This window comes from Rhodococcus chondri (assembly GCF_036327435.1).
GTDB classification, from domain to species: domain Bacteria; phylum Actinomycetota; class Actinomycetes; order Mycobacteriales; family Mycobacteriaceae; genus Rhodococcus; species Rhodococcus chondri.
The window spans coordinates 1-11,897 of the sequence record NZ_JAUZMZ010000144.1 but is presented as its reverse complement, the minus strand read 5'-3'; the positions used below and the strand labels follow the sequence as shown (position 1 = coordinate 11,897).

At 68.3% G+C, this 11,897-nt stretch carries 12 protein-coding genes; 5 read left to right on the top strand and 7 right to left on the bottom strand.

What is annotated here, in order from left to right; all coding sequences use genetic code 11:
• Window positions 1–1,158 (bottom strand): tyrosine-type recombinase/integrase (locus Q8814_RS20210; protein ID WP_330153783.1); only part of this gene is annotated, 1,158 nt, incomplete at its 3' end.
• A gap of 318 nt (window positions 1,159–1,476) precedes the next feature.
• On the opposite strand from Q8814_RS20210, the gene Q8814_RS20205 reads away from it, so the two are divergent.
• A complete protein-coding gene (locus Q8814_RS20205; RefSeq protein WP_330153785.1) occupies window positions 1,477–1,683 on the top strand; it encodes a hypothetical protein in 207 nt (68 codons plus the stop codon).
• A 55-nt stretch (window positions 1,684–1,738) separates the two neighbouring features.
• Here the strand turns inward: Q8814_RS20205 and soxR are convergent, their stop codons facing one another.
• Together soxR and Q8814_RS20195 are read right to left on the bottom strand one after the other, a co-directional pair.
• Window positions 1,739–2,188 (bottom strand): redox-sensitive transcriptional activator SoxR, encoded by a 450-nt coding sequence (gene soxR / locus Q8814_RS20200; protein WP_330153782.1) that lies wholly within the window; start codon window positions 2,186–2,188, stop codon window positions 1,739–1,741.
• Between the two features lie 1,076 nt (window positions 2,189–3,264).
• On the bottom strand, window positions 3,265–3,633 hold the full coding sequence (locus Q8814_RS20195) for an HNH endonuclease (protein ID WP_330153784.1): 369 nt from the start codon (window positions 3,631–3,633) through the stop codon (window positions 3,265–3,267).
• A gap of 185 nt (window positions 3,634–3,818) precedes the next feature.
• Between Q8814_RS20195 and Q8814_RS20190 the strand changes: the two genes are divergently transcribed.
• From Q8814_RS20190 to Q8814_RS20175, 4 genes are all read left to right on the top strand, one after another.
• Window positions 3,819–5,372, top strand: a complete 1,554-nt coding sequence (locus tag Q8814_RS20190) for an HD domain-containing phosphohydrolase (protein WP_330153781.1) — start codon at window positions 3,819–3,821, stop codon at window positions 5,370–5,372.
• 89 nt (window positions 5,373–5,461) lie between these two features.
• Window positions 5,462–6,283, top strand: coding sequence for an alpha/beta fold hydrolase (locus tag Q8814_RS20185; RefSeq protein WP_330153780.1), 822 nt, complete (start codon window positions 5,462–5,464; stop codon window positions 6,281–6,283).
• 263 nt (window positions 6,284–6,546) lie between these two features.
• Window positions 6,547–6,903, top strand: a complete 357-nt coding sequence (locus Q8814_RS20180; RefSeq protein WP_330153779.1) for a hypothetical protein — start codon at window positions 6,547–6,549, stop codon at window positions 6,901–6,903.
• Window positions 6,904–7,301: 398 nt separating this feature from the next.
• Entirely contained in the window at window positions 7,302–7,655 is a 354-nt protein-coding gene (locus Q8814_RS20175; protein WP_330153778.1) for a VOC family protein, read from the top strand.
• Between the two features lie 51 nt (window positions 7,656–7,706).
• On the opposite strand, the gene Q8814_RS20170 is transcribed toward Q8814_RS20175, so the two are convergent.
• From Q8814_RS20170 to Q8814_RS20155, 4 genes are all read right to left on the bottom strand, one after another.
• Window positions 7,707–8,777: a methyltransferase domain-containing protein gene (locus tag Q8814_RS20170; protein WP_330153777.1), complete on the bottom strand. Its 1,071-nt coding sequence runs from the start codon at window positions 8,775–8,777 to the stop codon at window positions 7,707–7,709.
• Between the two features lie 201 nt (window positions 8,778–8,978).
• On the bottom strand, window positions 8,979–10,712 hold the full coding sequence (locus Q8814_RS20165) for a CocE/NonD family hydrolase (RefSeq protein ID WP_330153776.1): 1,734 nt from the start codon (window positions 10,710–10,712) through the stop codon (window positions 8,979–8,981).
• Window positions 10,713–10,735: 23 nt separating this feature from the next.
• Window positions 10,736–11,677: an MBL fold metallo-hydrolase gene (locus tag Q8814_RS20160; protein WP_330153775.1), complete on the bottom strand. Its 942-nt coding sequence runs from the start codon at window positions 11,675–11,677 to the stop codon at window positions 10,736–10,738.
• A 1-nt stretch (window position 11,678) separates the two neighbouring features.
• A partial coding sequence (locus Q8814_RS20155) for an alpha/beta hydrolase (RefSeq protein ID WP_330153774.1) occupies window positions 11,679–11,897 on the bottom strand: 219 nt, incomplete at its 5' end.

The following is an 11,897-nucleotide window of genomic DNA, read 5'->3' as shown; positions in this document are numbered from 1 at the left end:
GCCGCGGCGCGCCCGCACCACCTGCCCGCCCGGCCCACCCCGATGTCGGTGCGCCATCTCCCAGTCTCGCAGCTCCGCCCCGCAGCCACAGCCCGATCGTCGCGACACCGCTCCCCGCGCCCGGGGCTCGCCCGGCCCCAGCAGGCCGTCCACCGGATTGTGGCGCGCCGCATGCCGTACCGCGTCGTCGGTGGCGGAGGTGTAGATCTGCACCGTCTGCAGCGAGCGGTGCCCGAGCAGCTGCTGCAACTCGACCATCGTGGCGCCGCTGTCGGCCAGGCTCGTGGCGAAGGTGTGCCGCAGCGCATGCGCCAGCGCGCCGCGTTTACGTTCGGACTCGATCCCGGCACGCCGGTAGATCCGCCGCACGCGGTACTGCAGGGTGCCGCGGGTGATCCGCTGCCCGTCGGCGCCGACGAACAGTGGATCCGACGGCGGATGCCGCTCCCAGATCGGCAGATCGTCGCGTCCGGCCCGGGCGTGGCGTCGCGCCGCCGGGAACCGCAGATAGCGTTCCTCCAGATAGCAGCACACGATCGCGGTCCAGCTGTCCTCGAGCGGAATCTCCCGTTCCGTGGCGCCCTTACCCAGCACCCGCAACACCGGAGCCTCGAGACCGCCGAGAATGCTCCCGAGATCGAGCCGGATCAATTCGTCCGAGCGGATCCCGGTCAGCAACAGCGTCGCGATCAGCGCCAGATCGCGCTGCGGCCAGTCCCGCACCGATTCCGCCGGGCGCTGCGCCTCCTCGGTGAGAGTGTCCACGAGCTGACCGATCGCGGCCGGCGTGAACGCCTTCGGGGTGTGCTGGGGACGCTTGGGCTGGGTGATCGACGCCATCGGATTGCCCTCCGACACCCCCTCCGAGACCAGGAAATTGCAGAAACTGTTCCACACCGACCAAGCGCGCCGTACCGATGCCGGTTGCCGTTCCCGCGCGAATGCCGCGAACGCCGAGCGCATCGCCCGGATCGTGATATCGGAGACGGTCAGCGCATGCGGCGCCACCTCGTGCACCTCCGCCAACCGGTCGCACACCGCGTGCAGATCCAGCCGGTACGCCTTGACGGTGTGCGCCGACCGCTTCGCCGTCTGCAGCGTCTCCAGGTACGACGCGGTCCACTCCAGCAGACCCGGCTCGTCCCGGCTCGTCGTCACACTGTCCTCCCCGTCACACTGTCCTCCCCGTCACACTGTCCTCCCCGTCGATGATCACCCGCGGCCGCGAGTCGTACGCATGTGCGAGAACAGTGTGACATCCGGGACCGACGTGCCCGATGCGACGGTGACGGCCGGCGCTCGCAGCGCAGGCGACACGCTCACCGCAACGGCTGTGTCCACAACCCGGCACCCGGTCGGGGGCAACTCGTCGAACCGGAAACCGGGACACGGGGGACGAGGGCGGCTTAACTGGTTTCGGGGCCCGATCGAATCGAACGGGCCCGGATAACAGCCGACAAAGCACTGGAGGACGACATACCCGGTATCGCCTCGAAGTTCGACAAGGCCTATGAAAACCTTTCGCTGGAAGAGCTCGCGAAGGCGCCGGTCGCCGCGCTCGAGGGCGTGAGCGAGTCCGATGCCGAGCATCTCGCGGCCGCGTTCAACATCAAGACGGTGGCCGATCTGGGCACCAACAAGTTCTTCCTGTGGGCGCAGGCCGTCGCGAAACTGGCCGAATAGACCATTCGGGCGCTTCTTCCTTCCTCACCTTCGGTCCGTCAGCTGGGCGGAGCCGTCAATCTCCGCGCACCCGAAGACGACGCGGACCGGCGCCTTCCTTGCCCAGTACGTCGCCGGGGTTGGCGAGCGGGCAGCTCTTCAAACTCAGGCAGCCACAACCGATGCATCCGGTGAAATCGTCGCGCAGCTCGGTCAGGGCGTCGATGCGGCGTGTCAGCTCGTCATGCCACAACTGCGACACCCGCGCCCAGTCCTCGCGGGTCGGCACCCGGCTCTCCGGCAGCGAATCGAGCGCGGTCTTGATCTCGTCGAGGGAAACCCCGACGCTCTGGGCGATCCGGATGAACGCCACCCGTCGCAGGGTGTCGCGGCGATATCGTCGCTGGTTGCCGGAGGTGCGGCGGCTGTCGATCAGACCGCGTGACTCGTAGTAGTGCAACGCCGACACCGCCACTCCGGAACGTTCGGCCAACTGGCCGGGGGTCAACCACACGGCTGCGGTCATGTGTCCCTTCCTGTGGTCAGGGCTCCCGAAACCCAGGGCTCCCGAAACCCAGGGCTCCAGGAAACCAGGGGAGTGCGCATCTTGTTGTCAGCTCATCTGGCAGCACAGTACCGACAAGGCGGCGCGAGGGGAGGGGAGCGGTGCCATACCGGGGGCCGGCAGTCGCAGCGTGCGGTGGTGCTCCGGAGATGCGGTTGCCGGAGATGCGCGGAGACGGTTGCGCTCGCCGAACTCGGGGTGAACTTCGGTCGTTGCGCTGCGCCGCGCCGGCATCGCGCTCATACTGAAACAGTCACGCGCACAACAGCTTTGATGGATAACGGTGATTATCCATCATGATTGCGCGGGAGTGGGTGGACCCGGCCGCGGGGAGGTGGGCGGATCGCATCGATGGACTGTGTCGCCGGGCGTTCCGAAACACGCATATTCGACGTTCGACATCGTCATCCGCACGCGCCGGGTGGTACGTGCGCTCGCAGGCGAGTTGTGCGACGTCACCGCAGTGGCATCCCGCGGACGGCGCCGCGGCGGTGGAGTCCCGCCGAGACGGGCCGGGGTGGCGCGCGGATCCGCGCCAGGGTAACCGGCCTCGGTTCGACGCCAGGCGCCATCGGGTGTACCTGTCACCGCCGGACGGGCCGTCCGATGCCAGGGTCCACCCTCGGCGGGGGCGCTCCCATCCACACTAGTTGACATAATGTAGATTATCGGCAGAGTATCTGCCTGCAGGAGCGGAGCGGCCGGCCCGAAGTTTCCCCGGTCCGGCCCGCGTCCCGTCATCATGCGCAGGCGTCGATGCTTGCGGCGTCGGCATGTGTCGGCCATCGCGTCGATCGCATGCTCGGGCGCGGTCCGGTATGCGCCTCGGTTCGCCCTCGGGCTCGGACCCGTCGCCGGGTGGCTCCGGATTTCGGTGCCGACCCGCCGCCGTGCCGGGTTCTGCCACCCGGCATTACCGTCGGGCCGTTCCCTCGGTGATGTGTTCGATTTCTGCTTCCGGTCCCCTGGTGCTCCGCCCGCGCGACCTCGAAACGTCACAGTGACATTTTGACAGTGGGTGACCGGGACGGGACGAGTCAGGGCTCGATTCGCCCGATCCGGCGAAGTTGGCCCGCCAGGTAACTTTTCGCCCGGCGACGTCCACCGAGGCCGTCGAGTTCGGCGTCCAGCTCGTGCAGCAGTGTGGCCAGAAGCCTGGCCTGGGGCGCCCAGTCGTGCTGCCGCCGGCACGCGTCGAACCACTCCGCCGGACCGGTGTGACCCCGGTCGGCATTGCAGCGCCGGCACGCGGCCACCTCGTTGGCGGCAATACTCGGGCCGCCTTTCAGGCGCGGCACCAGATGGTCGGTGGTCGGCGGGATCAGCGGCCCGAACCGTCGCCCGCACCAGAGGCATCGACCGGCTTGGCGGTCGACGGCGAGCGAAAGCCGGGCGGTGCGGTCCACCCGTCGATCGTGACGGAACGCGGCGTGCGTCGCCAGTCGATCCATCGCATGGTCTCCCCCGGGCGCCAACGGACGTACCGATATTCCGTCACTGTGACGTAATGTGCGAGAGTGGACCCGCAGTCGATGCGGCGGCGACACTCGAATCACGACAGCCGGAGAGTCCCGCGGGGATAGTGGTGAGTGTGAGCGACCATGTCCGGTCCGGACGCGTGGCCGAGTTGACGATGGCGTTGTCGTTGGCGACGGATCTGGGCACGGGTCAACCGATGGAGCACGGATTGCGTACGTGCTGGCTGTCCCTTGCCGCGTCGGAAGCGCTCGGCTTGGCCGCATCGACACGGTCCTGCGTGTACTACGTTGCGCTGCTTCGGTTTCTGGGATGCACGTGGGATGCGTCGGAGACCGCGGTACTGGCCGGCGGCGACGACATCGCATTCGACGCGGCAATGGCACCGATGCTCATGGCCGAACCCGGGGAAGGTATGCGCTATTTTGTGCGCCATCTGGCGAACGATCTCCCGTGGCAACGCCGCGCGGGACCGATCGTGCGGGCACTCAGCGACCCGGCTCTGAATCGGCGTAGCCTGTCGCAACATTGTGAGGCGGCCGCACGCCTGGCAACGCGTCTCGGGATGGCCGAATCCGTCTGCCGGTCGCTCGCGCATGCGTATGAGCGTTGGGACGGCAGAGGGTATCCGGCCGGTTGGGCGGCCGACGACGTCCCGGTGGCCGTACGTGTCGTGACGGTCGCCCGTGACGCCGAGCTGTGGGCGTGTCGGGCCGGATGGGCGGCAGCCACCGACGTGCTGACGCACCGCAGGGGCCGCGCGTACGACCCGGCCGTGGTCGACGTCGTGGTCGCCGACGGTGAACACTGGCTCACCGGACTCGGTGACGACCCGTACGCGGCGATCCTCGATGCCGAACCGGCACCGGTACTGATGATCGAGTCGGGCAATCTGGACGCGGCTCTGACCGCGGTGGCCGATTTCACCGATCTGAAGTCGCCGTATTTTCGAGGCCACTCGACGGGTGTCGCGCGGCTGGCCGTGGCTGCCGGCCAAGCTGCCGGCCTTGCCATTGCCGATGCGACGACGCTGGGGCGAGCCGGGCTGGTCCACGACGTCGGACGTGTCGGTATCCCGAACGGAGTCTGGGATCGTCGGGGTCCGCTCAGCGCCGAGCAGTGGGAACGGGTTCGGCTGCACCCCTACCTCAGCGAGCGGGTGCTGCGCCGCTGTGCGCTCCTGACACCCCTCGCCGACCTGGCGGCACGCCACCACGAACGGGTCGACGGCTCGGGTTACCACCGCGGGGACTCGGGAGATCGGCTCGGCCTTGGTATCCGACTGCTGGGCGCCGCCGATGCCTACCACGCGATGACCGAGAACCGGCCGCACCGGCCGGCGCTCCCCCCGGCCGAGGCGGCATCGCAGCTGCTCGACGAGGTCGACGCGGGCCGTTTCACCCGAGTCGAGGTCGACGCGGTGCTCGATGCCGCCGGGCAGGTGAGTCGCCCGCCGCGGGTCCGCCGTCCTGCGGGTCTCACCGCGCGTGAGGTCGACGTGCTGGCGCTCATCGCCCGTGGTCGCACCAACAAGGAAGTGGCGACCGCCCTCGTCCTTTCACCCAAGACGGTGGGGCACCACATCGAACACATCTACACCAAGGCCGGAGTCTCCACGCGTGCGGGCGCGACGCTGTTCGCGATGGAGCACGGTCTCCTCTCCCCCTGACCGGCGCCGGAAATGGGGTGAACGCCCGATGTGTGCCGGACGCGACCGGTTCACACTCGTGGACAAGGAACCGGACGAGGGAGGCAGCCATGCCGACGATCGATCTCAACGGGGCCGGCCTCTACTACGAGCGCACCGGGTCGGGGCGGGCCATCCTGTTCGTGCACGGTATGTGCGGCGACGCCGAGGTCTGGGCAGATCAGGCCCGGCGGTTGTCGGACCACTACACGTGCGTGTGCTACGACCGCCGGGGCCACAGCCGAAGTTCTCGCGGCGAGGCCATGATCAGCGATTCCCTGCACGCGGACGATGCTGCCGCCCTGATCGAAGCCTTGGAGCTTGCCCCTTGCCTGCTGGTGGGATCGAGTAGCGGTGCCGCCGTCGCCGTCGAGGTCGCGTTGCGCTATGGCCACCTGCTCCGTGGCGCCGTGTTCAGCGAGCCGCCGCTGTTCTGCCTCGATCCGGCGGCCGACCGGCTCCTCCTTCGTGACGTGGTGCCCCGCGTCGAGCAGGCCACGGCCGCCGGTGGACCGGCTGCCGGGGTCGACGCGTTCTTCTCCGTCGTCTGCCCGGGGCTGTGGTCGATGATCGACGACGAGCGAAAGAACCGCTATCGGGCCAACGCCGATATCGGTTTCACCGACCTGCGGTCCCCGTCGCTCGAGGTCACCGCCGAGGACCTGGCCGCCGTGGCAGTGCCCGCGCTCGTGGTCGCCGGAAGCGAAAGCCACCCGTCGCTGCGGTCGATCGCACATCAATTGGCCGCGGCGCTCCCCGACGCGCGATTCGTCGAGCTGGAGGGCAGCGGCCACGTCACCTACGCCGAGCGGCCCGACGAATTCGCCGACGCCGCCTCGTCGTTCGCCACCGAGATCGACCGGCGCACGACCGCTGCGCAGGGCGGAAGGTGAGAGTGTCGTGAGCCATGTGTGGGCTGCCGAGGGCAGCGAACCCCCTTCGACGTTCGATCCCGCGATGGGGCACCGCCGGCGGTGTGGGTCGACGGTGCGGGGCCGCCGCTCGTCATGGTGCACGGGTCCCTCCGCGACCACACCACGTTCGGTCCGTTGGTGGACGAGTTGCGCGACAGCGTCACCACGTTCGCAGTGGACCGCCGAGGCTTCGGTGCGAGCGGCGACACACCGGCTACACCATCGAGCATGACTTCGAGGACGTGGCCGCGGTGGTGGACGCCGTCGCGACCCGCACCGGGGAGAGGGTCGCGGTGTGTGGTCACCCCTACGGGGTCAATTGTGCAATGGGCGGCGCCGCCCTCACCCGCAACGTTCATCACCTCGTGCTCTACGAGCTCTACGAGCCGAGCCTGGGGATGGGCTATCCCTCGGGTTCGATCGAGGCAATCGAGGCGGCAGTGGCTGCGGGCGACGTGGAAACAGCGATCCTGACGATCCTCGTCGAGATCCTGGAGTTGAGCGAAGAACAATGCGACACGATGCGATCGGGGCCGCAACGGCCGGCCCTGCTCGCCGCCGGGCCCACCGTGCCCCGGGGAGTGCCGGACCGAGCATGACTGGGTGTATCGGCCCGGTCGATTCGACGGGATCACGCCCCCTACGCTCCTGCTGGCGGGCGCCGAAAGCCCGCCCCAGTTGAAGGAGGCAACTCGCCGCGCAGCGGGCGCGATTCCCGACGCCCGGATCCAGTGCTCGAAGGGCACGCCCACATGGCCCACAAGACCGATCCCGCCGTGATCGCCACCATTATCGGCCGGTTCACCGTGTCATAACCCGCCCCCGTGTCGGCGTCGCCGAGGATAAGCCTTCCCCACCACCGTGCACGGCTGGTGGCACGATTCTGTTACGGCATCGCCAAAGGGTCGAGTAGTTGTCGTCGTAGTGACCATCGACCCTCGCCGTACCGCAGCCGATCGCGTTAGGCTGCTCGCACTTTCATCGAAGGAGGACTTTCGTGAGTGACCACGAAGTGAAGATGATCATGCTGTCGACCGACGATCTCGACGAGTCGATCAAGTTCTACAGCGAGACCCTGGGGATGGCATTGAAGTTCCGCGACGGCACGCATTTCGCGGCCCTCGACGGTGGAGGGGTCACCCTCGCCCTCGCGACCGCGGTCGATCATCCGATCCACGGCCAGGTGGTCGTCGGCATCAAGACCGCCGACGTGGACGCCGCCGCCAAGGCGATCGAAGACGCCGGCGGCGGCCTCGGGAAAGGCCCGTACGACGACGCGCACGAGCGTCGCGCCGTGGTCTACGACAACAAGGGCAACGGACTGGTGTTCTACAGCCCGCTGAAGCGGTGATCGATTCCTGACCCGCGGCGGGTTCTGCCCGTTCCGAGGCGGGTGTTCGGGTCAGGGGCGTGCCTCCAGTACCAGGTTGAACGGTGTCTCGGTCGCCCGCCGGAAATGGCCGAATCCGGCCTCGTCCGCGACCGCCGCGAGTCGCTGCTCGCCCGCCTGCGCGCCGAGCCCGAGTGAGACGGGTTGGTCGAGCGACGAGGGGGTACACAGCACGGTCGATGCCGCGTAGTACATCCGCCCGACCGGGTTGAGATTCTCGCTGAGACTGTCGTGCGCAAACGGTTCGACGAGCATGACCGTGCCGTCGTCCGACAGCGCGTCGCGTGCGTGTCGGAGTGCGCCGACGGGGTCGCCCATGTCGTGCAGGGAGTCGAAATAGCAGATCAGGTCGTATCCGTGGCCGGGGTAATCCGACGCCGACGCGACCGCGAAGTCCGCGTTGCCGACACCCTGCGCGGCCGCCAACTCGCGGGCCCGCTCGATGGACGCGTCGTGGTAATCGAAGCCGTGCACCGTCGATTCGGGAAACGCCTGCGCGATGAGCGTGGTCGACACCCCGTGGCCGCAGCCGACGTCCGCCACGGTGGCTCCGGCGGAGAGTTTGTCGACGACGCCGTCGAGGGCGGGCAGCCAGGCGCCCACCAGATTCGCGCGGTAGCCCGGGCGGAAGAACTGCTCGGTACCGGTGAACAGTTCACGATCGTGTTCGTGCCAGCCGAATCCCTCTCCCCTGCCGATTCTTTCGGTGATCTGCTGCCGGTCCTTGAACACCGAGCTGATCAGGTGGTAGCCGCCGGCCAGGTACACCGGACTGTCCTCGCGGGCGAGGGCCATCGCCTGCTCCGGCGGCAGGGCGAACGTTCCCGCGGTCGCGTCGTAGGTCAGGTAGCCGCTGGCGGCCTGTGCCGACAGCCACTCCCGGAGGTAGCGTTCGCGGATTCCGGTGCGTTCGGCCAGCGCTTCGGGGGTCACCGGGCCGGCGTCGTCGAGCGCGCGCCACAGTCCCAGGTCGACTCCGATCAGGACCAGCGCACCGTTCATCGCCGCGCCCATGTCGATCACCAATTGCCCGAGGACTTGTTCGAGTTTGCCTTCGTCGAGGTCGTGCATTTCTGTCGTCATCACGCACCTCCGTTGAATGTGGGGTATACCACAGCGTAGTGACCGTCGGGGGCGATGACGCAGGTCCGAGTGGGTGCGATCGGGTGTCGATTGGGCGGGGCAGGGCGCCGGAAGGTCACAGAAGCGTGATGCCGAGCCCGACCCTCGTCGGGGCACGGCTCGGCGTCACCGAACGATCAGCTGCCCGCGGGCGGCCCGTTGCTACTGCTCCCCCGCCGTGCGTGTCGTGAACGGCAGCACCAGCCGCGACGGGTGCGCGGCGTCGCGATAGATCTTGTGGGTGACCGGGCGGCCCACCGGCAGATGAAACGCGTCCGGCGGCAGCAGCGCGTTGTGCTCGTCGGCGAGGGGTTCCCCGTTGGACAACTCCACCGTCAGCTTGTGCCCGGGCCGGAAGGTGTTCGCGAACGGGTACAGCCGCACCACGTACTCCTCGATCGTGCCCGGCTCCACCGGCACCGCACGGGTATGCGGGTGGTACGGGTTGCCCTCGGTGCTGCGCTCGGCGTCCAGTTCGCGGTGCGAGGCCTTGAGGTAGCCGCTGGTGATCAGCTGACGCTTACCGTTGGGGGCGTAATCCCACAGCCGCAGGATGAAATTCGAGTCGGGCTGGTCGATCTCGGCGAAGAGGTGCGCGGCACCGGTGCCGATCATCTCGGTGGGCTCCTCGAACACCGGGGTCTCCCATTTCAGGATCTCCACCTTGTCGGTGACGGTCAGCGGCGCCTGGTAGAAGCCGTCCGGGGCGGCGTACCGCACACCCATCGGCTCGGGTTCGGTGGACAACTTGTGCCGCGGCCGCAGATACAGCGACCTGTACTCGAGGTCCTTGGGCGGCCACTGGTTTCCGGTGACCCGTTCCCGCGCGCCCTCCACGAAGACACTGACGGCCGGCTCGTCCATGATGCCGTTGTCGATGCCCTTGATCCAGTAGTCGTACCAGCGGAACATCTTGTCGTGCTCTTCGATGAACGGACGCGACTGCATCGGCGGGTACGGGCCGATGTCGAGCTTCTTCGGGCCCTTCAGCGCATCGAACAGTTCGATGGTGCCGTCCATCGTCCAGCCGCGCCCCTGGTCGATCTGCAGGTAGACGGGGATGTCGATGTTCGGGGCGAGGGTGATGGGGTTGCGTTCCTCGTACCACTGCCCGTCGAGCTCGTTCATCACGATGTCGAACCACGCCTCGTGATGCTTGGGATAGTGCAGCACGTGCACCAGGTTCGGCCACGCCGCGACATCCGGGTCCTCGAGCCGTTGCGCGACACGTTTCTCGATTTCCTCCCGAGAGTACGTTTCGAGCATGCGGGACTTCACACCGTCGGTGAACGCCCAGCCGGAGTCGCCGCCGCGTCCTTCCCGGGCGGCGCGCGGCATGAACCACATGATGCCCCCGTGGTAGGTGGTCTCGTAGAAGTCGTAGTGCCCGCCGCTGACGAAGATCGCCTTGAGGTGCGGGGGCCGCTCCGCGGCGGCGAGGACCTGCATCGACCCGAAGTAGGAGATGCCGACCATGCCGACGTTGCCGTCGCACCACGGTTGCGCGGCAACCCATTCGATGAAGTCGTACGCGTCCTGTCCCAGGGACACGCCGCCGGCGTTGTAGTTGCCGATGTGCTCGCCGCCGGAGTCGCCGGAGCCGCGCAGGTCGCCGATGACGTGGACGTAGTCTTCGGCGACGATGCGGGCGATGTCCCCGGCCTCGATGCAGCCGTCCCACATCGGGCTGGGGCGACGCTGCGGCGGGGTGGTCAGGGCGAGGGCCTGCAGTTCCTTGCCGTACGGGCTCAGCGCGACGAGCGCCGGTCGAGGCTTGTCGTCGACACCGTCGTAGGTGTCGGCCGCCAACTCGACTCCGTCGCGCATCGGGATGCGGAGATCCTTGCGGATGCGGATGGTCTGCCCACCGGCGTCGAATTCCTCGAACTCGGCCATGAGTGTGCGGCTCCTTTTCTCTGTCAGGACTTCTGGGTGAACTGCGCGCGGTAGCCGTGCAGCGACGTGAAGAACGGGGACGGTTCGAGCGTGGGATCCCCGGTGTAGTCGAGTGCGTCGGCTACGGGGGCGTACGGCGAGTACGCCGAGTCGGTCTCCTGCAGGCCGTCGCACAGGCACCGGTGGACCGCACCGCGGACACCGCCCTCGATGTCGATGCTGTCGCGGAGCGCCTCGGCGGCCTGCGCGCGGTCGAGTTCGACGCCGTAGGCGACGCCGTCGGCGCGGCGGTACGGATGCCCCAGGTACAGGTGCTGCGGGTCGATCTGGTCGCGCAGGTACGCCAGGCTCGACCGGTAGGCGTCGGGATCCTCGTAGCCGGGAAAGCCGTTGGCTGCGCCGTGCACCTGCACGGCGTCGCCGACGAACACGTCGTTCTGCCCGTCGACGACGTAGGCCACCGACCCGGCGGTGTGACCGGGGATCGAGTGCACCGAGACGGTGACGTCCCCGCCGAGCGAGAGGGTTTCGCCGCCGCGGACCGTCATCGTCGGTTCCATCTCGTCGGAGATGACCGCCTGCGCCGTGGCCAGTTGCTTCGCGGCACCCTGCGGGTCGTGCAGGTACCGTCCCCGTCCGGCCAGGTATTCGTCGACGTGCGCCTGCCGGGAACGCAGCAGGGGCGCGTCGGCCTCGTGGATGACCACGCGGGCGCGGCGCCCGGTCATTTCCCACAGGGCGTGGGCGCCGCCGATGTGGTCGATGTGCCCGTGGGTCAGCAGGATCCAGCGGACGTCCTCGATCCGGTGGCCGAGGGCCTCGAGCGCCGGGGCCATGCCCTCGGCGGGCGAGGAGGCGATGCCGGTGTCGACGATCGCCGGTTCGGGGGCGTCGATGAAGAAGCTGTAGAGCCCGAACCGGCCCCAGGGTGAGACGAGCGGATGGATTTTCACCGGCGGGGCCATGTCACTGTCCCGGCTGCAGGAATTCGGCGGTGTCCGCGAAGACCCGCTCGAACTCGGGGATCCACGAGAAGTGCTGTACGAAGCCGTGGTTGGCGCCGGCGTAGCGGTGGACGGTGGCCGGTACCCCGGCCTCGGTGAGCCGTGCGCCGTAGAGTTCGGCTTCGTCGCGCATGGGGTCGAATTCGGCGGTGACGATCAGCGCCGGGGGCAGCCCGGTGAG